20 protein-coding genes and 1 pseudogene are annotated in these 23907 nt (G+C 57.5%); 17 read left to right on the forward strand and 4 right to left on the reverse strand.

The features are described 5' to 3' along the window. On the forward strand, positions 1 to 174 hold a 174-nt coding region (locus NQ012_RS08575), incomplete at its 5' end, for an integrase core domain-containing protein (RefSeq protein WP_257067269.1). Between the two features lie 24 nt (positions 175 to 198). Here the strand turns inward: NQ012_RS08575 and NQ012_RS08580 are convergent. Next, positions 199 to 912: an SIMPL domain-containing protein gene (locus tag NQ012_RS08580; protein WP_257067195.1), complete on the reverse strand. Its 714-nt coding sequence runs from the start codon at positions 910 to 912 to the stop codon at positions 199 to 201. Between the two features lie 222 nt (positions 913 to 1134). Beyond that, entirely contained in the window at positions 1135 to 2031 is an 897-nt protein-coding gene (locus NQ012_RS08585) for a LysR family transcriptional regulator (RefSeq protein WP_257067196.1), read from the reverse strand. Between the two features lie 165 nt (positions 2032 to 2196). Between NQ012_RS08585 and hppD the strand changes: the two genes are divergently transcribed. From hppD to fumC, 9 genes are all read left to right on the forward strand, one after another. Next, complete coding sequence (gene hppD, locus NQ012_RS08590; protein WP_257067197.1) at positions 2197 to 3276, forward strand: 4-hydroxyphenylpyruvate dioxygenase; 1080 nt, start codon at positions 2197 to 2199, stop codon at positions 3274 to 3276. Positions 3277 to 3353: 77 nt separating this feature from the next. Further along, positions 3354 to 3899, forward strand: a complete 546-nt coding sequence (locus NQ012_RS08595; RefSeq protein ID WP_257067198.1) for a VOC family protein — start codon at positions 3354 to 3356, stop codon at positions 3897 to 3899. Between the two features lie 84 nt (positions 3900 to 3983). After that, on the forward strand, positions 3984 to 4985 hold the full coding sequence (locus tag NQ012_RS08600) for a fumarylacetoacetate hydrolase family protein (RefSeq protein ID WP_257067199.1): 1002 nt from the start codon (positions 3984 to 3986) through the stop codon (positions 4983 to 4985). 129 nt (positions 4986 to 5114) lie between these two features. Continuing rightward, complete coding sequence (gene nhaC / locus NQ012_RS08605) at positions 5115 to 6509, forward strand: Na+/H+ antiporter NhaC (protein ID WP_257067200.1); 1395 nt, start codon at positions 5115 to 5117, stop codon at positions 6507 to 6509. 80 nt (positions 6510 to 6589) lie between these two features. Further along, positions 6590 to 7231, forward strand: coding sequence for a maleylacetoacetate isomerase (maiA, locus tag NQ012_RS08610; RefSeq protein WP_257067201.1), 642 nt, complete (start codon positions 6590 to 6592; stop codon positions 7229 to 7231). Positions 7232 to 7302: 71 nt separating this feature from the next. Then, positions 7303 to 8001, forward strand: a complete 699-nt coding sequence (locus NQ012_RS08615) for a CoA transferase subunit A (RefSeq protein WP_257067202.1) — start codon at positions 7303 to 7305, stop codon at positions 7999 to 8001. A 1-nt stretch (position 8002) separates the two neighbouring features. Further along, on the forward strand, positions 8003 to 8632 hold the full coding sequence (locus NQ012_RS08620) for a 3-oxoacid CoA-transferase subunit B (RefSeq protein ID WP_257067203.1): 630 nt from the start codon (positions 8003 to 8005) through the stop codon (positions 8630 to 8632). Positions 8633 to 8723: 91 nt separating this feature from the next. After that, a complete protein-coding gene (locus tag NQ012_RS08625; RefSeq protein WP_257067204.1) occupies positions 8724 to 9905 on the forward strand; it encodes an acetyl-CoA C-acetyltransferase in 1182 nt (393 codons plus the stop codon). A 352-nt stretch (positions 9906 to 10257) separates the two neighbouring features. Next, positions 10258 to 11646 (forward strand): class II fumarate hydratase, encoded by a 1389-nt coding sequence (fumC, locus tag NQ012_RS08630; protein ID WP_257067205.1) that lies wholly within the window; start codon positions 10258 to 10260, stop codon positions 11644 to 11646. 78 nt (positions 11647 to 11724) lie between these two features. Here fumC and NQ012_RS08635 read toward each other — a convergent pair whose 3' ends face one another. After that, on the reverse strand, positions 11725 to 13248 hold the full coding sequence (locus NQ012_RS08635; protein WP_257067206.1) for a fumarate hydratase: 1524 nt from the start codon (positions 13246 to 13248) through the stop codon (positions 11725 to 11727). Positions 13249 to 13734: 486 nt separating this feature from the next. Between NQ012_RS08635 and NQ012_RS08640 the strand changes: the two genes are divergently transcribed. The 4 genes from NQ012_RS08640 to NQ012_RS08655 all read left to right on the forward strand — a co-directional run bounded on the left by NQ012_RS08640 (position 13735) and on the right by NQ012_RS08655 (position 18851). Next, a complete protein-coding gene (locus tag NQ012_RS08640; RefSeq protein WP_257067207.1) occupies positions 13735 to 14382 on the forward strand; it encodes a 4Fe-4S dicluster domain-containing protein in 648 nt (215 codons plus the stop codon). Next, positions 14379 to 16019, forward strand: a complete 1641-nt coding sequence (locus NQ012_RS08645) for an FAD-binding protein (RefSeq protein WP_257067208.1) — start codon at positions 14379 to 14381, stop codon at positions 16017 to 16019. Before NQ012_RS08640 ends, NQ012_RS08645 begins: the two co-directional genes overlap by 4 nt. Continuing rightward, positions 16016 to 17272 carry a complex I 51 kDa subunit family protein gene (locus NQ012_RS08650; RefSeq protein ID WP_257067209.1) on the forward strand — a complete coding sequence of 419 codons (1257 nt, stop codon included), beginning with the start codon at positions 16016 to 16018 and terminating at the stop codon, positions 17270 to 17272. Before NQ012_RS08645 ends, NQ012_RS08650 begins: the two co-directional genes overlap by 4 nt. Positions 17273 to 17360: 88 nt before the next feature. After that, a complete protein-coding gene (locus NQ012_RS08655) occupies positions 17361 to 18851 on the forward strand; it encodes an anion permease (RefSeq protein ID WP_257067210.1) in 1491 nt (496 codons plus the stop codon). Between the two features lie 449 nt (positions 18852 to 19300). Here the strand turns inward: NQ012_RS08655 and NQ012_RS08660 are convergent, their stop codons facing one another. Beyond that, on the reverse strand, positions 19301 to 21031 hold the full coding sequence (locus NQ012_RS08660) for a potassium/proton antiporter (RefSeq protein ID WP_257067211.1): 1731 nt from the start codon (positions 21029 to 21031) through the stop codon (positions 19301 to 19303). Between the two features lie 153 nt (positions 21032 to 21184). Between NQ012_RS08660 and NQ012_RS08665 the strand changes: the two are divergent. The 3 genes and pseudogenes from NQ012_RS08665 to lnt form a co-directional block, all read left to right on the forward strand. Further along, positions 21185 to 21322: pseudogene (locus NQ012_RS08665) on the forward strand (lipoprotein signal peptidase); the annotation flags it as partial. Positions 21323 to 21379: 57 nt separating this feature from the next. Beyond that, on the forward strand, positions 21380 to 22258 hold the full coding sequence (locus tag NQ012_RS08670; RefSeq protein WP_257067270.1) for a DUF808 domain-containing protein: 879 nt from the start codon (positions 21380 to 21382) through the stop codon (positions 22256 to 22258). 64 nt (positions 22259 to 22322) lie between these two features. Beyond that, positions 22323 to 23867 carry an apolipoprotein N-acyltransferase gene (gene lnt, locus NQ012_RS08675; RefSeq protein ID WP_257067213.1) on the forward strand — a complete coding sequence of 515 codons (1545 nt, stop codon included), beginning with the start codon at positions 22323 to 22325 and terminating at the stop codon, positions 23865 to 23867. Positions 23868 to 23907 lie beyond the last annotated feature (40 nt).

Consider the following 23907-nt stretch of genomic DNA (forward strand, 5'->3'; position numbering starts at 1 on the left):
GACAAGCATCCGTTTAAGGATTCGGCACACCGGCAAAAAGAGTTATGTCGTTTTGTTAACTTTTATAACACCGTCAAGCCCCACAAGAGCCTGAAAGGCGACACCCCTTTTGAGGTTTTACAGGCTTCATTCCCAACCTGTTGTGTAAACAACCCGACCATTTCCTACATATAAGGCCGTCTGAAAACATTGCAATCACTACATCTGTATTGTGCCGCGCACGGTGATGCTGACTTCCTCCGTACCCGGGCTGGTGTGCTCCGGCACGGGGGCGGATTCGGCGGTTGCGGCTTTGGCGGCGCGCATCATTTGTACGCCGTTGTCGATCGAGCGGTTGCCGATTTGGCCGAAGTCCAAACGCACGATTTTATAGTTGCGGAACCCCATGGCTTTGGTGAGCGAGGCGGCGCGGTCTTTAAAGCGGGTTAAAGCGGCTTTGCTCACTTCGTCCAAAGCGTCTTGGCGGTTTTGTTTCGACACCTTGAACGTGAGGCTTTCCAGATTGGCATCGTTTTGGCTCTCGGCAATCAGCTTGTTCAGGGCTTCGAAGTTTTTGCTTTCCACCTGCACCACCGCCTGCTCTTCCCAGCCGGTTTGCGTGCGCTTGCCTTTGCTGTCGTATTCGTAGCGGGGCGAAGCGCTGCGGTGCAGCAATTCGGATTTAAACGGCGAAGCCGAGGCTTTGCGGGTAACGTTGTTGAGTTTTTTCACGAAATTGCCGCTCACGGTTTCGCGGTTGCGGCCTTCTTCATGCACGCGCAAGCGCGCCGTCATGGTGTCACGCAGAAGCTCGACGCTGGCGCTTTCGGAAAACTCGACCACATTGTAATGAAGTGTTTCGGCAGAAACGGGCAGTGCGCTGCCGAGCAGAACGGTTAGCAGCGCAACGGGTTTCAATAGGGTTTTCAGCATGGTTTTGGCCTTTGCGGTGAAAGCATTACGGTAATCTGGCAAAAAAGGCGGCACGGGTTGGCACGATGCCGCCACAATGCTTGGAACACTATCATTTTTCGGCGTGTTTTCAAACTGTTTTTTGCCGAGCGACCGAAACGGACAGTCGGGCGGCGGCGCGGGCGGTGGTTTTGCCCTCTGCTTCTGCGGAAAACCGCTTCGCAAGCATTCCGGCTACACGCCTTAAAATGCCGTTTCGGCATAAGCGGCCACAAAGTTGCTGAGGGTTTGCGCCGCTGCTGAGAGCGAACGGTGGCGGCGCCGGTAAAGATAAAAGCGCCGCTCGGCCTGCGGCCGGTTTAACAGCCGCATCTCCAGCCCGTGCTGGCGAACCCAGTCGGCGGCGTAAGGCAGGCAGAACGTGATGCCCAACCCTGCTTTTACCATACCCAGCGCGGTGGAAAGAAAATTCACACGGTGGGCGGGGTGCAGAATATAACTTGCCGCATCGGCCGAAAGCCCGGCGGCCAAGCGGTCGGTGAACGGGCCGCTGAGCGTAATCAGGGTTTCGCCCGCCAAATCCGCCCAAGTAACATCGGCCTGACCGGCCAAGCGGTGGCCGGGCGGCATCACCAGATAAAAAGGCAGCGTGCACAATAATTCCGATTCGATGTCGCTGCCGTGGCTGCGCTCCGGGCCGATGCCGAAATCGGCTTCGTTGTCTTCCACGCGCTGCAACACTTGCTCGACGCTGCAATCAATCAAACCGACGCGGATATCGGGGTATTCGCGGTTGAACGCCGCAATCAGCGAGGGCATGGCGGAAGCGGCCAGCTGCTGCGATACGGCAATCTTCACCTGACCCTGCCTGAGATTTTTCAGGTGGCGCACTTCGGTATCGAGCAGGGCCACTTCGTTGAAAATGCGCTGAGCCTGCGGCAGCAGGAGGCTGCCCGCTTCCGACAAATGCAGTTGGCGGGTGGTGCGGTCGAACAATTTCACTTCCAAATTCTGTTCAAGCTCTTTAATCAGGCCGCTGAGTGCCGACTGGGTCAGGTTAAGGGCTTCGGCGGCACGGGTAAAGCTGCCGCAGTCAGCCACGGTGATGAAAGCCTTGAGTTGGCGCAATGTGATATTCATCGCCTTTTCCGATAAATCAATCATAAAAAACTGATTGTCTCACAAATCGCGGCCATTTTATTATGATGGCAAGTTCCGATTGCTGGAATACAAAAATTTCTTGCAAGGTTCAAACGGCATACTTTGCCGCCGCTGAAACCGACAACAATCTACGGAGAAATAACGATGGCTGATTTATTCGACAACCCCATGGGCCTGTGCGGTTTCGAGTTTGTGGAATTCGCTTCGCCCGAGCCGGATGTTTTGGAGCCTTTGTTTGAAAAAATGGGCTTCTCATTGGTGGCGCGCCACCGCTCGAAAGACGTGCTGCTCTACCGCCAGGGCGAGATTAATTTTATCGTGAACCGCGAGCCGAAAAGCGAAGCGGCTTATTTTGCCGCCGAGCACGGACCTTGCGCCTGCGGCATGGCTTTTCGCGTGCGTGATGCGCATCAGGCTTACCAGCGTGCGCTGCAATTGGGCGCGAAACCCATCGACATCCCCACTTCGGTGATGGAGCTGCGCCTGCCCGCCATCAAGGGCATCGGCGGTGCGCCGCTCTATCTGATCGACCGCTTTGAAGAAGGCCGGTCGATTTACGACATCGATTTCGAGTTTCTGCCCGATGTAGAGCGCAAACCCTTCGGTTACGGCCTGAAAATCGTTGACCATCTCACCCACAACGTTTACCGCGGCCGCATGGATTATTGGGCCAAGTTCTACGAAAAACTGTTTAATTTCCAAGAAATCCGCTATTTCGACATCAAAGGCGAATACACCGGCCTCACCAGCCGCGCGATGACCGCGCCCGACGGTTTAATCCGCATTCCGCTCAACGAAGAAGCCAAGCAGGGCGGCGGCCAGATTGAAGAATACCTGATGCAGTTCGGCGGCGAAGGCATCCAGCACATTGCGCTGTTGAGCGACGATTTGCCCGCCACCATTGATCAATTGCGCGCCGCCGGCATTCCGCTGATGACCGCCCCGAAAGACACTTATTACGAAATGCTCGAAGAGCGCCTGCCCGGCCACGGCGAACCGGTGGCCGAGTTGCAATCGCGCGGCATTCTGCTGGACGGCACCACCGAAGGCGGCCAGCCGCGCCTGCTTTTGCAAATTTTTTCCGAAACCTTGCTGGGGTCGGTGTTTTTCGAGTTTATCCAGCGCAAGGGCGACTACCGCGAGGGCTTCGGCGAAGGCAATTTCAAGGCTTTGTTCGAATCGCTGGAGCGCGACCAAATCCGCCGCGGTGCGTTGGAAGTATAAAAACAAAAAATGCGTTTTTCAGACGGCCTGCAAACCGGGCAGGCCGTCTGAAACGCCGAAAGCAAAGGAGCAACATCATGGCTTTACTTCAAGGCGTGCACCATGTGGCCTACCGCTGCAAAGATGCCAAAGAAACCGTTGAGTGGTATCAAAAGCATCTGGATATGGACTTTGTGTTGGCGATTGCCGAAAACAAAGTGCCCTCAACCGGCGAGCCTGATCCTTATATGCATATTTTTCTGGACCTCGGCGGCGGCAATATTCTGGCCTTTTTCGAATTGCCCACCCAACCGGAAATGGGGCGCGATCCCAACACGCCGCTGTGGACGCAGCATCTGGCTTTGAAAGTGGACAGCATAGAAACGCTGCTGCAAACCAAAGAGCGGCTGATTGCCGGCGGCGTGGACGTGCTGGGCCCGGTTAACCACACACTGTTTCACTCGATTTATTTCTTCGACCCCAACGGCCACCGCCTCGAATTGGCCTGCGACGTTACCACGCCGAAAATGAGCCGTGCGCTGGATAAGGTGAAATGGGCAATGCTCAACGAATGGGCCGAAACCAAACGCGCCCCGCAGCATGCCCGCTGGATACACGACGGCACCGAGCCGCCGGAAGTGTGAAAACGTTTTCACCTTAACCGATTGTGTTCAGACAGGCGTTCAGGCCGTCTGAAAACCTAACAAAATAAACAAACAGGATTCAATATGAAATTAGCCACATTGAAACAAGGCGGGCGCGACGGCCGTTTGGCGGTGGTGAGCCGCGATTTGAGCCGTTATGCGCTGCCTGAAATTTTCACCCTGCAAGAGGCTTTGGACGATTGGGATCAGGCTCAAGGCCGTCTGAAAGCCTTATACGACGAATTGAACGCCAATGGCGGCAAAGGCGAACCGTTTGATCCCGGGCAATGCCATTCGCCGCTGCCGCGCGCCTACCAATGGGCGGACGGTTCGGCCTATCTGAACCATGTGGAATTGGTGCGCAAGGCGCGCCATTCCGAAGTGCCCGCTTCGTTTTACCACGACCCCCTGATGTATCAGGGCGGCTCCGACAGCTTTATCGGCCCGCGCGACGAGATTTTCGCCCAACCCGAATGGGGCATTGATTTTGAAGCCGAAGTGGCGGTGGTGAGCGGCGATTTGAAACAGGGCGCCACGCCCGAGGAGGCGGCCCAAGCCATCCGTTTGGTGATGCTGGTGAACGACGTTTCGCTGCGCGGCCTGATTCCCGACGAATTGGCCAAAGGCTTCGGCTTTTTCCAAAGCAAACCGGCCAGCGCCTTCAGCCCGGTGGCGGTAACGCCCGACGAATTGGGTGATGCTTGGCGGGACAGCAAAGTACACCTGCCGCTGCGTGTGAAACTGAACGGCCAACCGTTCGGCTACCCCAACGCCGGCCAAGACATGACCTTCAACTTCGGCCAACTGCTCGCCCACGTCACCAAAACCCGCGATGCGGAAGCCGGCACCATCGTCGGTTCGGGCACCGTTTCCAACAAGCAAAACGACCTCTACGGCTCGTCGGTGGAACACGGCGGCGTGGGTTACTGCTGCTTGGCCGAAGTGCGGATGTACGAAACCATCGAGGGCGGTAAGCCGCAAACGCCGTTTATGGATCACGGCGACGTGGTGGAGGTGGAAATGCTCGATGCAAACGGCAACAATATTTTCGGCACCATCATCAACCGCGTGAACACGCAGTATTAAAAACAGGCCCGAAGGCCGTCTGAAAACACGGGCTTCGCTTTCAGACGGCCTTCTGGCAACTTTCCGCACGGCATATAAAAAAGATAAGATACAACTGTTCCGTTTAACAACACACGAAGGATGAGGAAAATGAGCGAACCTTTAATTACCATGCGCCCGCGCGAGGCGTTGTTTACCGCACTATTGATTGTGGCGGTGATGGGCGTCACCATGATCGGTTTCGGCTGGGTGCCGCATATTTCGATCGTGCTGGTGATGTGCGGCCTGTTTGCCTACGGCAGGTTTAAAGGCGCGGGCTTCGATGTGATGCAAAAGAGTATGGCCGAAGGCGTGGTGTCTGGCATCGGTGCAATTTATCTGTTTTTCTATATCGGCCTGTTGGTGGCGGCGTTGATGATGTCGGGCGCGATTCCCACCCTGATGTATTACGGTTTCGATCTGATTTCACCGCATTTTTTCTATATTTCGGCGTTTGTGCTCTGCTCGGTTATCGGCATTTCGCTGGGCAGCGGCTTCACCACCTGCGCCACCGCCGGCGTGGCCTTTTTGGGCATGGCCGAAGCGTTTGATGCCAACCCCGCCATCGTGGCCGGCGCAGTGGTTTCGGGCGCACTCTTCGGCGACAAAATGTCGCCTCTGTCCGACACCACCACCATCGCCGCTTCGATTGTGGGCGTGGATCTGTTCGACCACATCCGCAACATGATGTTCACCACCATTCCCGCCTGGATATTGACCACAATCTTTCTGTGGCTGCTCACCGGCAACGTGGCCGACGCCGATTTGTCGAACATCGCCGCCATGCAGCAGCAACTCTTGGCCAGCGGCCTCGTGCACGGCTATGCCCTGTTGCCGTTTGCGGTGCTGATTGTGCTGGCGGTGCGCAAAGTCAACGCCATCTACACCATCATCGCCACCATTTTCACCGCCATTGCCGTTACCTATATCCACAGCAGCCCCACGCTGGGGCAACTGGGCGGCTGGTTTTTCAGCGGCTACAAACCGGCCGAAGGGCTGGATTTGGGCACGGTGGGCAAACTGGTGTCGCGCGGCGGCATGGAAAGCATGTTTTTCAGCCAAACCATCGTGATTCTCGCCTTGAGTTTGGGCGGCCTGCTGCAAGGTTTGGGCGTGCTGCCCGCCTTGCTTGCCGGCGTTACCCACCTGCTCACCGGCGTGGGCCGCGCCACCGCTGCGGCTGCCGCCACCGCCTTCGGCATCAATTTTTTAATCGGCGAACAATATTTGAGCCTGCTGCTCACCGGCAACACTTTCAAGCCGCTGTATGAGCGCCTGAATCTGCACCTGCGCAACCTTGCCCGCACCATCGAAGATTCGGGCACGGTGATTAACCCGCTGGTGCCGTGGGGCGTGTACGGCGTGTTTCTCGCCGGCATCCTCGGCGTGCCGGTGGTGGATTATGTGCCCTATGCCTTCTTCTGCTATTTAAGCCTGATCCTCACCCTGATTTACGGCTTCACCGGCTTTACCATCAGCCGGCTGCCGCAGGAGCAGACATCTTAATTATTAAAGCGGAATCCGTTAAAGGCCGTCTGAAATGCGCTTCCTTTCAGACGGCCTGATTGAAATAAAAAGGAACCATCATGAAACTGTATTCTTATTTCCGCAGCTCCGCCTCTTATCGGGTGCGGATTGCATTGAATCTGAAAAAAATACCCCACGAAACGGATTTCGTACATTTGCTGAAAAATGGCGGCGAACAGCGCAGCGCGGCGTATGCAGCTTTAAACCCGCAAAAGCTGGTGCCCGCGCTGGCCACGGAAGAAGGCGTGTTCACCCAGTCGCTCGCCATCATCGAATACCTCGAAGAAACCCATCCCGAAACACCGCTGCTGCCGGCCACCGCCGCCGAACGCGCCCGCGTGCGCGCCATTGCACAGCTGATGGCCTGCGACATCCACCCGCTCAACAACCTGCGCGTGCTGCAATATCTGCAAAACCACCTGCAAGCCGACGAAGCCGCAAAAAACGCCTGGTATGCCCATTGGATCAGCGAAGGCTTCGACGCATTGGAACAACTCTTGCAATCGCCGCAAACCGGCCGCTTCTGCCACGGCGACACCCCCACGCTGGCCGACTGCTGCTTAGTGCCGCAAGTGTATAACGCCCAACGGTTCAAGGTGGATTTGGGCGCCTATCCCGAAATCAGCCGCATCAACGCCGAATGTATGCGCCTGCCCGAATTTGCCGCCGCCGCACCGGAAAACCAGCCGGACGCAGCCTAATCATGCGATATGCCTGTCTGAAGAATTTTCAGACAGGCATATACAAACACACAAACATTCAGGAGAAAACCATGAGCAAAGTTTATCCCAGCGCCCAAGCCGCGCTTGAAGGCGTGGTGGCAAGCGGCCAAACCGTTGCCGTAGGCGGCTTCGGCTTGTGCGGCATTCCCGAGGCGCTGATCGCCGCCCTGCGCGACAGCGGCGTGAACGGCCTAACCTGCATCAGCAATAACGCCGGTGTCGACGGTTTCGGACTCGGCCTGTTGCTCGAAACCCGTCAAATCAAAAAAATGATTGCCTCTTATGTGGGCGAAAACAAAGAATTCGAACGCCAGTTTTTATCGGGCGAGCTGGAGGTGGAGCTTACCCCGCAGGGCACGCTGGCCGAAAAACTGCGGGCGGGCGGCGCGGGCATTCCCGCTTTTTTCACCGCAACCGGCGTCGGCACCTTAGTGGCCGAAGGCAAGGAAACACGCGAGTTTAACGGCAAAGAATATGTAATGGAGCACTCACTCACCGCCGATGTGGCGCTGGTGAAAGCTTGGAAGGCCGACCCAACCGGCAATCTGGTGTTCCGCAAAACCGCGCGCAACTTCAACCCCGACGTGGCCACCGCAGGCCGCATCACCGTCGTTGAAGTGGAAGAATTGGTGGAAACCGGCGCGCTTGATCCCGACCACATCCACCTGCCCGGCATCTATGTGCACCGCATCGTGGTGAATGCCAACCCCGAAAAACGCATCGAACAACGCACCGTCAGAGAGGCATAACATGGCTTGGACACGCGAACAAATGGCGCAGCGCGCCGCAAAAGAACTGCAAGACGGCTTTTATGTCAACCTCGGCATCGGTCTGCCCACGCTGGTGGCCAACTATATTCCCGCCGGTGTCAACGTGATGCTGCAATCCGAAAACGGCCTGCTCGGCATCGGTGCGTTTCCCACCGAAAGCGAAATCGACGCCGATTTGATCAATGCCGGCAAACAAACCGTTACCGCCGCCACCGGCGCCAGCTTTTTTTCCAGCTCGCAATCGTTTGCCATGATACGCGGCGGCAAAGTGAACTTGGCGATTTTGGGCGCGATGGAAGTGTCGGAGCAAGGCGATCTGGCCAACTGGATGATTCCGGGCAAAATGGTCAAAGGCATGGGCGGCGCGATGGATTTGGTGGCCGGCGTGCAGCGTGTGATCGTGCTGATGGAACACACCGCCAAAGGCGGCGCGTTCAAAATCAAACCGCAATGCGAACTGCCGCTTACCGGCAAAAAAGTGGTGCACCGCATCATCACCGATTTGGGCGTGCTTGATGTAACTTCAGACGGCCTGAAACTGGTGGAGCTGGCCGACGGCGTGAGCTTTGAGGAACTGCAAAACCAAACCGGCGTGAAAGTATTGCCGTAACCTGTTTTTGCCGAAATAACTTTCAGACGGCCTGAAGCTTTTGAAAACTATCTTGAGGCCGTCTGAAAACCTTATCCCGCAAAGGAAAAACATGAACCGAGAAATCGTTATCGTGGCCGCCAAGCGCACCCCTATCGGCAGCTTTTCGGGCGCACTTTCCGCCCTGCGCGCGCCCGAACTGGGCGCGGCGGTTATCAAAGACCTGTTGGCCGAAACCAAACTGGCACCCGAACAAATCAGCGAAGTGATTATGGGCAACGTGCTCACCGCCGGAGTGGGGCAAAACCCCGCCCGCCAAGCCGCGCTGCTGGCCGGCCTGCCCGTGGAAACCCCCGCTGCCACCGTCAACGTGGTGTGCGGTTCCGGCCTGAAAGCCGTGCAGATGGCCGCACAGGCAATTGCCTGCGGCGATGCCGAAATCGTGATTGCGGGCGGACAGGAATCCATGTCGCAAAGCCCGCACTTTATCCAAATGCGCGGCGGCGTGAAAATGGGCGATGCCAAACTCACCGACAGCATGGTTTCAGACGGCCTCACCGACGTCTATCACGGCTACCACATGGGCATCACGGCGGAAAACATTGCCGAACGGCTCGCCATCACGCGCGAAGTGCAAGACGCTTTCGCCCTGGCCTCGCAACACAAGGCCGCCGCCGCCCGCGCCGAAGGCCGGTTCGCCGCCGAAATCACCCCCGTAACCGTGCCGCAACGCAAGGGCGAACCGCTGGTTGTCGCTGCCGACGAATACATCAAAGCCGACAGCACCGCCGAAAAACTGGCCGCACTGCGCCCCGCATTTAAACAAAACGGCACGGTTACCGCAGGCAACGCCTCGGGCATCAACGACGGCGCCGCTGCCGTGGTGGTGATGCGCGCCGATAAAGCCGCCGAACTGGGCTTAAAACCGCTGGCTGTTATCCGCGCTTATGCCGCCACCGGCATCGCCCCCGAAATCATGGGGTTGGGGCCTGTGGGCGCGGTGCAGAAAACGCTGGCAAAAGCCGCCTGGCAGATTGGCGAGGTTGATCTCTTCGAAGCCAACGAAGCCTTTGCAGCCCAGGCTTTGGGCGTGGCGCAGCAGCTGGGGCTGCCGTCTGAAAAAGTGAACGTGAACGGCGGCGCGATTGCGCTCGGCCACCCCATCGGCGCATCGGGCTGCCGTATTTTGGTCACGCTGCTGCACGAAATGAACCGCAGCGGCAAAGCCAAAGGCATTGCCACCTTATGCGTAGGCGGCGGCATGGGCTTGGCCGTGGCGGTGGAACGGGTTTGACGGCCGCCCGGCAACGCCGTGGTAAAAGCGGTTTCCGGTGCTTTTGCAAAACCTGCCCGACTCAGACCAAGGCCTTTGCAAGTTGCTTAGGCCGTCTGAAATACCCGACCACCGTCATGAGCTTCGCAAGTCCGCTGCTCGCCCCGCGCAGGCGGAAATGGCAAAACACAAACGTTTTCAGGTTTGAATTGGTTTTTTACAAACAAACAGGCCGTCTGAAAATATTTCAGACGGCCTTCGGACATTGCAGCAGTATTCAAATCTCTAAATTTGATTTTAATTATCATTTACTCTGGGTTTGTGCCATAATAAAACATCTGCGTTTGTTTAACTTACAAATAGGAGAAACAAAATGACCACCCGCACCGAACACGACACGATGGGCAATGTGGAAGTGCCCGCCGATGCTTATTGGGGCGCGCAAACCCAGCGCAGCCGCGACAATTTCAAAATCGGCGGCGAAACCCTGCCCAAGCCCTTGATTCACGCCATGGCGTTGGTGAAAAAAGCCGCCGCCGCCGCCAATGTCGAGCTTGGCCGCATCAAGCCCGAGCAGGCCGATTTGATTACCCGTGCCGCCGATGATGTGTTGGCCGGCAGGCTCGACGGCCAGTTTCCGCTGGTGGTGTGGCAAACCGGCTCGGGTACGCAGTCGAATATGAACATGAACGAAGTGTTGGCCAACCGCGCCAACGAATTGGCGGGAACGGGCTTGGCGGCCTACCAACCCGTTCACCCCAACGATCATGTGAACCACGCGCAATCCACCAACGATTCTTTTCCCACCGCCATTCATGTGGCGGCCGCCATCGAAATCAACCGCCTGCTGATTCCGGCCGTAACCGCCCTGCGCGATACGCTGGCTGCCAAGGCGAAAGCGTTTGAGCCGATTGTGAAAATCGGCCGCACCCACCTGCAAGATGCCACGCCGCTTACCTTGGGGCAGGAGTTTTCAGGCTATGTGTCGCAGCTTGATCATGGCTTGGGTCGTCTGAACGATGCCTTGCAAGGTTTGTATGAGCTGCCTTTGGGCGGCACCGCCGTCGGCACGGGTTTGAACAGCCACCCCGATTATGCGGTAACCGCCGCCGCCAAGCTGTCCGCGCTTTCCGGGCTACCGTTTGTTACCGCGCCGAACAAGTTCGAAGCCTTGGCCGGCCGCGATGCCTGCGTGTATGCCTCGGGTGCGTTGAAAACACTGGCGGCCAGTTTGAACAAAATCGCCAACGATATCCGTTGGCTGGCATCCGGCCCGCGCTGCGGTTTGGGCGAAATCAAAATCCCCGAAAACGAACCCGGTTCGTCCATCATGCCCGGCAAGGTCAACCCGACCCAGTGCGAAGCGATGACCATGGTGTGCTGCCAGGTGTTCGGCAATGACGTTACCATCGGTATGGCGGGCGCGTCGGGCAATTTCGAGCTGAACGTGTATATGCCCGTGATTGCCTACAATCTTTTGCAATCCGTGCGTCTGCTGGGCGATGCCTGCAACAGCTTCAACGAACATTGCGCCGTGGGTATCGAGCCTGTGCCGGAAAAAATCGATTATTTCCTGCACCATTCGCTGATGTTGGTAACGGCGTTAAACCGTAAGATCGGTTATGAAAACGCCGCCAAAGTGGCGAAAACCGCCTATAAAAACGATAAATCGCTGCGCGAAACCGCCATCGGGCTGGGTTTGTTGAGCAGCGAAGAGTTCGACGAATTGGTGAAACCGGAAGATATGGTGGCGCCGCGCTGATTATCGGGATTGTTGAATAAAGGCCGTCTGAAAGTTTTCAGACGGCCTGATTACATGATGCGGTTGAACAAACGGCGGTTATGCCTCTACCGGAATAATGCCGATTTTTTCCTGCCATTGTTTCGGCGCGATGGCGTGCACAGATTTGCCGCTGGAATCCACGGCCACGGTAACGGGCATATCTTTGACTTCGAATTCGTAAATCGCTTCCATGCCCAATTCGGGGAAAGCTACCACTTTGGCCGCTTTGATGGCTTTGGCAACCAAGTAGGCGGAACCGCCCACGGCCATCAGATACACGGCTTGGTTGTCGGCAATCGCTTTGCAGGCTTCGGCGCCGCGTTCGGATTTGCCGATCATGCCCAACAGGCCGGTTTGTTCGAGCATCTGGCGGGTAAATTTGTCCATGCGGGTGGCGGTGGTGGGGCCGGCGGGGCCGACCACTTCGTCGCGCACGGGATCGACGGGGCCGACGTAGTAAATCAGCTTGTTGGTGAAATCCACCGGCAGCTGCTCGCCTTTGTTGAGCATATCGGTCATGCGTTTGTGGGCGGCGTCGCGGCCGGTGTAGATTTTGCCGTTTAAGAGCAGCACGTCGCCCATTTTCCAGGTGGCCACTTCTTCTTTGGTGAGGTTGTTTACATCAACGCGCTTGCCGTTGTCGGGGCTGTAGGTGATGTCGGGCCAGTCGTCGAGGCTGGGCGGGTCGAGTTTCACGGGGCCTGTGCCGTCCAGCTCGAATTCGACGTGGCGGGTGGCGGCGCAGTTGGGAATCATGGCCACGGGTTTGGAGGCGGCGTGGGTGGGGTAGTCGAGGATTTTTACGTCCAACACGGTGGTGAGGCCGCCCAAACCTTGCGCGCCCACGCCCAGTGCGTTCACTTTTTCATAAAGTTCGAGGCGCAGCGCTTCGGTGGTGGAAAGTTCGGCGCCGGATTTGGCTTTTTCTTGCAGTTCTTGAATATCAACATGGCCCATCAGGCTTTCTTTAGCCATTAAGGCGGCTTTTTCGGGTGTGCCGCCGATGCCGATGCCCAAGATGCCGGGCGGACACCAGCCGGCACCCATTTGCGGAATGGTTTTGATTACCCAGTCGACGATGCTGTCGGAGGGGTTGAGCATGGCCATTTTGGTTTTGTTTTCGGAGCCGCCGCCTTTGGCCGCGCAGGTAACTTCGATTTTGTCGCCTTTCACGATTTCCATATGCACCACGGCGGGGGTGTTGTCTTTGGTGTTGGTGCGCTTGCCGGCAGGGTCGGCCAAAACCGATGCGCGCAGGGTGTTGTCGGGATGGGTGTAGGCGCGGCGCACGCCTTCGTTCACCATTTCCTGCACGCTCAATTCGGCATCCCATTGCACGTTCATGCCCACTTTCAGAAACACGGTGGCGATGCCGGTGTCTTGGCAGATGGGGCGGTGGCCTTCGGCACACATGCGGCTGTTAACCAGAATCTGCGTCATCGCGTCTTTGGCGGCGGGGTTTTCTTCTTTCTGCCACGCTTTATATAGGGCTTGAATGTAGTCGACGGGGTGGTAGTAGCTGATGAATTGGAAGGCATCGGCGATGCTTTGGATAAAGTCTTCCTGTTTGATAACGGTCATGGTTGTGTTCCTTTTGGGTTTGTTTTACCGAAACTTTGCCGCAGGGCTTTCAGACGGCCGGTTTTATCGGCTAAAGCATACAGGTTTGTAATGTTAATTTGTGTTAGCAAGCAGGGCTTGTCTATTCCGCTTGATTTAGCGCAGTAAAATCCGGTTATAAAGTTACAGAAAAATGGTACGGATTGGGCCGGAAACAACGGCAGACAGGCAGGCCGTCTGAAAAGACAACATCTGATTACATTGTATTATCGTTATATAAAACAAAATCTTGATTTGAACGGGGCGGGTGCTTACTCGGGATACATTTGATTGTAGTCAAATAACACATTTAAATACCGATGTGCGGTTTCTTATTGGAATAAAATTACGCAACCGATAGTTGATTAATAAGAAGAATTTTCAAAATGCTGCAAGCCGCTGCTAAAACCGCACGGTTCGGCGGGCTTGGATGGCAGAAAAATGAAAATTTATTACAGGAACACAAACATGAGTGAAGAATCTTTGAGCCTGATTATCGACGGGCGCGAGATACAGGCTTCGCCCGAGCATTCCATTATTCAGGCCTATGCCCGTTCAGGCCATGTGTTAACGGCCAACGTGGGCTGCATGGGGCAGGGCGTATGCGGTTCGTGCCGCTGCATGATGCGCAGGGAGGGCGAGCGCGAAGTAACCACCGCATTGGGCTGCGAAACCAAAGTGGAGCAGGGTATGCAGGTGAGTTTTATGGATTATTTCATGCCCGAACACGTCCACTACTACGATATGGAAGATATGGGCGACGGCTGGAGCAGGCTCGATGACACCGCGCGCTTTTTCCCCGAAGCCGCCCACTGCCGCCATTGCGGCGGCTGCAACCGCGCCTGCCCGAAAGGCTTGCAGGTGGAAATCGGCGTGGCGCAAGTGGTGGCGGGCGACTTTTCGGCCGCAACCATCACGTTCGACGAATGCGTGATGTGCAACCTGTGCACGCTGGCCTGCCCGGAAAACATCCGCCCCAACCACGTGGGGCTGTTTGCACGCCGGATGCGTGCCGCGCGCACGTTGCGTCCGGTTGATCTGATGCGCCGTTTGCAGCAAATCAACAGCGGTGCGATGAAAGTGGATATCCACGCCGACGGGGAGGTGCAGCCATGAACCCTAACGTAAACGGCATTGCCTACGAACAGGCCCTGCAAGCGCTGCGCGATTCCAAACTGGAAATGCGCGGCGATCTGCCGCCTAAAGAAATGCTGCTCAACGGCTACCACCCCGACTACCGCACCGATGCGCGGGTGAAACTGCCCGTGGGTGCCAACGCAGGCAGCGACTGCCATCCCGAATTGGCCAAGCTGCTGCTGAGCCGCCCGTTGATTGATGATTTCGACTTGGCCGGTGCCGAACACCTTGACACCGATGTGTTGGTAATCGGCGGCGGCGGTGCAGGCGCAGCGGCGGCACTGGCGGCCACCGAAGCGGGTGCCACCGTGATTATCGCCAACAAACTGCGCATCGGCGACAGCAACACCGTGATGGCAGAAGGCGGCATTCAGGCGGCCATCGGCGAAGAAGACAGCCTGCAACAGCACTATGAAGACACCCTCAAAGGTGGCCACCATGCCGGCAACAAAGAGCTGATTGCGCAAATGGTTACAGACGGCCCTTCGGTTATCCGCTGGCTGATCGGCATCGGCATGAACTTCGATATGGTGAAAGACGAAGGCAACAGCAAACGCCTGCAACGCAAACGCGCGGGCGGCACGGCGATTCCGCGCATCTTGTGCTACCGCGACTTTACCGGCCTCGAGCTGATGCGCGTGCTGCGCGAAGCGGTGGAGTTGGAGCGCAGAATCACCCAGCTCAACCGCTGCCCGGCCGTCGAGTTGTTGTCCGACGAACACGGCCATTGCGTCGGCGCGGTTTTATACGATTTGGAACGCCGCAAACTGCTGGTGGCGCACGCCAAGGCAGTGATTCTGGCTACCGGCGGCAGCGGCCGCCTGCACTTGCAGGGTTTCGCCACCTCCAACCACTACGGCGCCACCGCTGACGGTTTGGTGATGGCCTACCGCATGGGGGCGAAACTGCGCGATATGGATTCCTTCCAATACCACCCGACCGGCGTGGCCTATCCTGCCCATTTGGTGGGCGTGCTGATTTCCGAAGCCGTGCGTTCGGCAGGCACGCATTTGGTGAACGGTTTGGGCGAACGTTTTGTTGACGAGCTGCAACCGCGCGATGTGGTGGCGGCGGCGATTCTGCGCGAAGTGGCCGAAGGCCGCGGCGTGGTGCGCGGCAAGCAGGTGGGCGTGTTTTTGGATACGCCGCGCCTGATTGCCAAAGACCCCGACGTGCTCAAACGCTTGGTATCGCTCGCGCACGTTGCCCACAAATGCGGTATCGACCCCGCCGTCGAACCCATGCTGATCCACCCGACCCTGCATTACCAAAACGGCGGCATGGAAATCGACGGCAACGGCGCCACTTCCATTCCCGGCCTGTATGGTGCGGGCGAAGTAACCGGCGGCATCCACGGCCGCAACCGCCTGATGGGCAACGCACTGCTCGACATCATCAGCTTCGGCCGCCGTGCCGGTGAGGCGGCGGCAAAAGGCATCGTCCGTTCCGACCATCCCTTCCAGAAAAAGCGCGGCGGTTTCGCCCATGTGTATAACCTGCAACGCGAATTAACGCGCGCGGGTATCAAAAGCGAAACCAAGGCGCCGGTGCTTTATCCCAACTACGGCACATTCGATTTGCGTGAACACGCAGGACTTCAGGAGGGCGCGAAATGAGCGAAGCCAACACCTTATTGATGCACCCTTCGCGCTCGGTGGGTGCCGACTTGCAGGCGTGGATTAAAGTGGGCGGCGGCGAAGGGCTGCTGGCCGCATTGGCAAACGCAGGCAACATCATCAACACCTTGCGCGATGCCAACCTTGCCGGCATGGGCGGCGCGGGTTTCCCCTCATGGCGCAAATGGGAGGCCGCCGCGGCTGCCGCCGGCTCCAAGGGCGACAAATACATCGTGTGCAACGGCAACGAAGACGAACCCGGCACTTTCAAAGACCGCTACCTGCTGGCGCACACGCCGCATCAGGTAATCGAAGGCATGCTGATTGCCGCCGCCGCGGTAGGCGCCAACCATGTGGTGCTGTATATCAACCCGCACCAAACCGAATCCATCGCCGCCGTTTCCGCCGCCATCACGCAATGGCAGGGCAGCGGCCTGATGGGCAAGCTGGAATCCTTTCTCGGCAAGCCCGTGCATTTGAAGCTGGTGCAAACGTCGGGCCGCTATATCGGCGGCGAAGAAACAGCCGTGGTTTCCTGGCTCGACGGCGGATTCCCGTTTCCGCGCCGCAAACCACCGTATCCCGCTGAAAGCGGGGTAGACGGCCAGCCCACGCTGATCAACAACACCGAAACCTTCGCCAACGTGCCGCACATTCTGCGCAACGGCGCCGAGTGGTACCGCAATCTCGGCAAGGGCGAGGCTTCCGGCACCAAGCTCTATTCGCTCTCGGGCGACGTGCTCAACCCCGGCCTTTACGAGCTGCCGATGGGCACGACCCTGCACGATCTGATTTTCGTGCACGGCGGCGGTATGCTCGAAGGCCGCGCCTTTAAGGCCGTGTTTACCGGCGGCCCTTCCAACACGTTGCTCACCGCCGCCGATTTGGATGTGCCGCTCGACTTCGCTTCGGTGCGCGCGCGTCATTCCAGCTTGGGTACGGGCGCGATGATTGTGATTTCGGAAGGCACGAGCGTGGTGCGCAAAGTGGCCGAGTATGTGGAATTTTTCGCCACCAATTCGTGCGGGCAATGTCCGCCGTGCAAGGGCGGCACGTTCCAGCTTGCCCGTCTGCTCAACCGCATCGACAGCGGCGTGAGCACCGAAGACGACCTGCGCGCCCTGCAAAGCCTGTGCCGCCTGCTGCCCGGCAGCGGCCGCTGCGCCCTGATAGACGGTGCGGTAACGGTAACGCAAAGCTCGATGCGTACGTTTCCGCAGGAATACGGCTTGGAAAGCGAAGAAGCGCAGTAATACGTTTTCAGACGGCCTATTTGCAGCTTGAGGCCGTCTGAAAAACAAAAATATTTCCAAATACCCTTAAACCAAGAGGAGTTTTATCATGGGTTTCAAACCTATCCCCACGCTGGTTGCGCTGGCGCTGGCACTGGTTATCTGGTTCATACCGGTGCCCGAAGGCGTTTCGGCGCAGGCTTGGCACCTGCTGGCATTGTTTGTGGGCATTATCGCCGCCATTATCGGCAAAGCCATGCCCATCGGCGCAGTGGCCATTATCGCCATGACGCTGGTGGCGCTCTTGGGCATCACCGTTCCCGAAGTCGATCCCGAAACCGGCAAAGCCATCGCCAACCCCGCCGCACAGGCAGCCAAAGATGCGTTGAGCAGCCTGAACAACACCCTGATTTGGATGATCGGTGTGGCGATTATGATTTCGCGCGGCCTGCTGAAAACCGGTCTCGGTACCCGTTTCGGCTATATGTTTATCGCTATTTGGGGCAAACGCACCCTCGGCGTGGCCTACAGCCTGGTGATTTCCGATCTGATTCTCGCGCCGGTTACTCCCAGCAACACCGCCCGCGGCGGCGCCATCGTGCACCCCGTGATGCGCGCGATTGCCGCCAGCTTCGGCTCCGACCCCGAAGACGGCACGGAAGGCAAAATCGGCAAATACCTGGCTTTGGTTAACTACCACGCCAATATTATTTCCTGCATGCTGTTCATCACCGCCACCGCACCCAACCCGCTGGTGGTGAAGCTGATTGCCGAAGCCACCAATTCCGATATTTCCATCACTTGGGGCACTTGGTTTGTCGCCATGGTTGTTCCCGGCTTGGTGGCAATGATATTGATGCCGCTGATTCTGTTTTGGCTCTACACGCCCGAAATCAAACAAACCCCCAACGCCACCGAGCTGGCCAAAGAAAAGCTCAAAGAAATGGGGCCGATGAGCCGCAACGAATGGATTATGCTCGGCATTTTCGGCTTGCTGCTGGTGTTGTGGGCAGGCATCCCCGCCATGATTTTCGGTAAGGCTGCTGCTGTGGATGCCACCACCACCACCTTTATCGGCCTCAGCCTGCTGCTGCTCACCGGCGTGCTCACTTGGGACGACGTGCTCAAAGAAAAAAGCGCATGGGATACCGTGGTGTGGTTTGCCGCATTGGTGATGATGGCCACCTTCCTCAATAAATTGGGCCTGATCGGTTGGTTTTCAGGCGTGTTGGAAAGCGGTATTTCCGGCCTCGGTTTAAACTGGGTGGCCGGCTGCGGGCTGCTCACCTTGGCCTATATCTATTCGCACTATATGTTTGCCAGCGGCACCGCCCACGTTACCGCCATGCTCGGCGCATTCTACGCCGCCGGCCTTGCGCTGGGCGCGCCGCCCATGCTCTATGCACTGGTGTTGGCCGCCTCCACCAGCATCATGATGTCGCTGACCCACTATGCCTCCGGCTCTTCACCCGTGATTTACGGCTCAGGCTACGTTACCATGACCGAATGGTGGAAAGCCGGTTTTATCATGAGCGTGATCGAAATCATCATCTTCGCCACCGTCGGCGTGATGTGGTGGAAGGTGTTGGGTTATTGGTAGGAATAAGGAAGGTGCTACTTCGCAGCAACACTTTATTTGAAAAATACCCGGGCTTGTTCCGGGTATTTTTGTTTTCAGGCTGGAATCGGAAGCAGCCGTCCGATATTGGCAAAAACCATGAATAAGGCCGTCTGAAAATTTTCAGACGGCCTCGTTGGTATTTTAATCTGACACCACTATAGTAAATCCACTTAATTTCCGTTACAGCGTTGTTGCGCCTTGCCGTACTATCTGTACTGTCTGTGGCTTGCTGTCTTGTACCTAAAATTAATTGGATTCACTATATAGCCAACTAACTTGATAAAAAGCACACGTCATACTCGGGCTTGACCCGGGTATCTCCCGTTCCTTCCGTAACAAAAAAGATACTCGGGTCAAGCCCGAGTATGACGAAATGGTTATTAAATGGTTGATTTAACGATATATCCGGACACGGTTCGACCCGAATCCTAACTCGGGCATTTCAGGCCCAGCCATTTCATCGAGCCGTCGTGATCGGTTTCCTTCACGGTGAGGATGAAGTCGCCGATGTGGATACGGTCGCCTTCCACCGGCAGGTTGCCCTCGAAGCGTTTTTTAAACAGCCCGCGCAGGGTCAGGTTGCGTTCTTCTTCGTTAAGCTGCAAGCCGTAGGCGTCGGCCAAGTCGCCCGCCATGCTGGAAGGGTTGACCACAAACTCGCCGAAGAAATTGAAGTTTATGCGCACGGAGTTGCCGGTTTCGGCAAAGCGTTTGGCGATGGTTTCCACATGCTCGGGCGGCACGATATACCAGGCGATGTCGCCTGCCTGCAAGCGGGTGTCCAAGCCCAGCTCTTCGCGTTTGCCGTTGCGGATTAGGGCGAAACAGCGGGTAGAGAGCAAATCCAAATCCTGCGCCACTTCGTCGGGGTGCATGCCTTCGGCGTCTGAGTCGGCCAGCACCTCATAGGCCAGAAGCGGCACCGATTCGCTTTCCGAAAGCCAGATTTCGCGGCTGTCGGCCGGTTCGGGTTTGGGCGGCACGGTTACTTTCAGCCAGCGCGCGACCACGGGAATGGTGGTGCCTTGAATCAGCAGCGACAGTATCACCACGGCAAAAGCCACGTCGAACAGCAGGCGCGCGTTGGGCACGCCCATCACCAGCGGCATCATGGCCAAGGTAATCGGCACCGCGCCGCGCAGCCCCACCCAGCTGATATAGGCCATTTCGCGGCGGCTGTAGTGAAACTTCCAAATGCCGCTCACTACTGCGATCGGGCGGGCCACCAGCATCAGAAAGGCGGCGATGGCCAGGGCGTCCAAGCCTTGTTCCCACAGGCGGTGGGGCGTAACCAACAGGCCGAGCACCACAAACATACTGGCTTGTGCCAGCCAGGCCAGGCCGTCCATCACGCGCAAAACGTGTTCGGTGGCGTGGCTGTGGCGGTTGCCGACGATGATGCCCGCCAGATACACGGCCAAGAAGCCGCTGCCGCCGATCAGGTTGGTGAGGCCGAAAATCAGCAGGCCGCCCGAAACAATCATCAGCGCATACAGGCCCTCGGCCAAGTTTAGACGGCGTGTGAGCCGCGACAGGATTCTGCCGCCGATAAAGCCTGCGGCCAGGCCGAAGCCAAGCTGGAGCAGCAGCATCCATAAAAAAGACAACACGCCCGATTTTTCGGGAGTGAGCGTGAGCGAAATCAGCGCGGTTACCAAGAAAATCGCCATCGGGTCGTTGGCGCCCGATTCGATTTCGAGGGTAGCCTGCACACGCTCGTTAAGCCGCACGCCGCTGTTGCGCAGCAGATTGAACACCGCGCCGGCATCGGTGGAGCCGACGATGGCCGCCATTAATATGCCGAAACGCCAGTCCCAACCCATATACCAGGTGGCGAACACACCCAACAGCGCCACGGTGGCGATTACGCCCCAGCTTGCCAAAACGGCGGCGGGTTTGAGAGCGATGCGGAAGCTGTCGAGCTTGGTGCGCAGGCCGCCGTCGAGCAGAATCACCGCCAAAGCCAGCTGGCCGATGGCGGTGGCGGTGAAAAAGTTGTCGAACTCGATGCCGCCTATGCCTTCGTCGCCCGCCAACATGCCCACGACCAAAAACATCAAAAGCAGCGGCATGCCGAGCCGTGCCGACAGCGTGGTGGAAATCACGCTGAGAAACAGCAGCAGCCCGCAGAGTACGAATAAACTGTTGAGTCCGTCCATAATTTTTTGTGAATGTGTGTGTTTTGTGAAATGAAAGAAACGTGCGCATTTTAGCATGAAAACGCTTGTTTCTTAATGAAGAGCGGCGGTTTCGCCACATTCTTTCAGACGGCCTTGCCGCCTTTCGGGAGGCCGTCTGAAAGAATGAGACCTTTGCAAAACCTCCATCTGCGGCGCATTTCTGCGTTGTGCGCTGCTCGCTCGCTTGCCTAACTCTATGTTATGTCTGCGCTCGCTGCGCTGCTACGCCTTGAACTGCATCCACATCTGGGGGTTTTGCAAAGGTCTCAGAATGTGGCGAAATCGGCTATAATGCACGGTCTGTCCGGAACCATTTATAGGAATATTATGGCTTTTGCCTCTCTTTTTACTTTGCTCGACGATATTGCTTCGGTGCTCGACGATGTGGCGGTGATGACCAAAATGGCCGCCAAAAAAACCGCCGGCGTGGTGGGCGATGATTTGGCGCTGAATGCCAACCAGGTAACCGGCGTGAGCGCCGACCGCGAGCTGCCGATTGTGTGGGCGGTGGCGAAAGGTTCGCTGATAAATAAAGTGATACTGGTGCCGTTTTCGCTGCTGCTGTCGGTGTTCCTGCCGTGGCTGATTACGCCGCTGTTGGTGATTGGCGGTGCATTTCTGTGTTTCGAAGGCGTGGAAAAACTGCTGCACAAATTTTTAAACAAACACAGCGGCGACGACGGCCACCATGCCGCCAGCGACGAAATCGTCGACGAAAAAACCAAAATCAAAGGCGCCATCCGCACCGATTTCATCTTGTCGGCCGAAATCATCATCATCGCGCTGGGCGTGGTGGGTGCTTACGGGCTGCTCACCAAATCGCTGGTGATGTCGGCCATCGGCATCGGCATGACCGTGGTTGTGTACGGCCTGGTGGCCGGTATCGTGAAGGCCGATGATTTCGGCATGTGGCTGATGAACAAGCCTTCTTCCGCCGCGCGCGCGTTGGGCAAGGGCATTATTTTGTTTATGCCGTGGTTTATGCGCGCCCTGAGCGTGGTGGGTATGCTGGCGATGTTTTTGGTGGGCGGCGGCATCATCGCCCACAACGTCGGCTTTGTGCACGACTTCCTGCACGCCCTGCATTGGGATTCCGGCCTGATCGGACAGCTCGCCACGCTGGTGGTCGGCGTTTTAACCGGCGCGGCCGTGTGCGCGGTGGTGTTGCCGGTGATGAAATTATTCAGCAAGAAAAAAGCGCATTAACACCGTAAGGCCGTCTGAAAGCAAACAAATGCTTTTCAGACGGCCTTATCAAGCAAACCCGCTTATGAACCCGATTCAAAAACTCGAACAACTCTGGCAGAAGCCGCTGTGTTACTGGCCGCTGCTGCTGGTGATTGCCGCCACAACACCGTTAACGTTTGCGCCGTATTACCATTTCTGGCTGATGCCGCTCTTGTTTGGCGCGTTAATCCGCCTGACCGAGCTGCGCCCGCAGCACGCCGTGAAAAGCGCCTATCTGTTCGGCCTGATCGGTTATGCCGCGCAGTTTTATTGGATACACACCGCGCTGCACACCGTTTCCGGCCTGCCCAACCTTTACGCCGTGCCGCTCACTTTTCTGCTGCCCGCGTTTCTCGCCCTGTATCCCGCCGCTGCTTTCTGGCTGCTGAAAAAATTCAACCTGCCGCGTGCTTGGCGCATCGGCGCGGCGCTGCCGCTGTTGTGGACGCTTGCCGAATTCGCCCGCGAACGCTTGCTCACCGGTTTTGCCTGGGGCGCGCTCGGCTATTCGCAAATCACCGACCACAGCCCGCTGGCCGGTTTCGCCCCGTTGGGCGGCATCCATCTGGTTACGCTCGCCACCGCCTGCATCGGCGCATGGCTGGTGTTGCTGGTGGATAATTCAGGCCGTCTGAAACAGCGCGCGGTGGCGTTGGGCGGCATCGTGCTGTTGGCCGCCGCCGGTTTTGCCGCCAAACACACCGACTTCACCCGCCCCGACGGCAGCACCGCCACCGTGGCATTGGCGCAGGGCAATATCCCGCAAACGCTGAAGTGGACGCCCGAACATTTTGCCCCCACGGTCGAGCGTTATTACGCCCAAGTGGCGGGCAGCCGCGCCGACATCGTGATTCTGCCCGAAACCGCCATCCCGCTGATGCGCCAAGATTTGCCGCAGGGTCTGCTGGCGCAGTTTGCCTGGCAGGCCAAAGAGAACGGCAGCGCATTGGCCATAGGCATCAGCCAATACACCTCGGACGGCCGCGATTACGAAAACGCCGTTATCAATCTCTCGCATTACAGCGAAGAAGCGCCGGACCACATTCCGTATTACGCCAAAAACCACCTGGTGCCCTTCGGCGAATACAAACCGCTGCCGTGGCTCACCGAGCCGCTCTACCAAATGATGAATATGCCGCTGGCCGACTTCAAGCGCGGCGGCGTCGCCCAAGCGCCGTTTCAGATGGCCAATCAGAAAGTGGCTTTCAACATCTGTTATGAAGACGGCTTCGGCGACGAATTAATCGCTTCGGCCAAACAGGCCACGCTGCTGGCCAATGCCAGCAATATGGCGTGGTACGGCAAATCCAACGCCATGTTCCAACACTTGCAGCAGTCGCAGGCGCGCGCGCTGGAGCTGGGGCGTTATATGGTGCGCGCCACCAACACCGGCGCCACCGCCATCGTGGATCCGAAAGGCCGCATCGCCGCGCTGGCCGCCCCCGACACCGCCGCCGTGCTGGAAGGGCGCATCGAAGGCTATACCGGCGAAACCCCGTATATGAAGCTCGGCGGTTCGTGGCCGCTCGTTATCCTGTTGGGCGTGTTGGCCGCCGGTTTGTTTGTGTGGGGCAGATACCGCCGCTAAGCGGTTTTCAGACGGCCTCGGCGTAAAAATTTCCAGCACT

Origin of the sequence: Neisseria dentiae, assembly GCF_024580525.1 — a bacterium.
GTDB classification, from domain to species: Bacteria; Pseudomonadota; Gammaproteobacteria; order Burkholderiales; family Neisseriaceae; genus Neisseria; species Neisseria dentiae_A.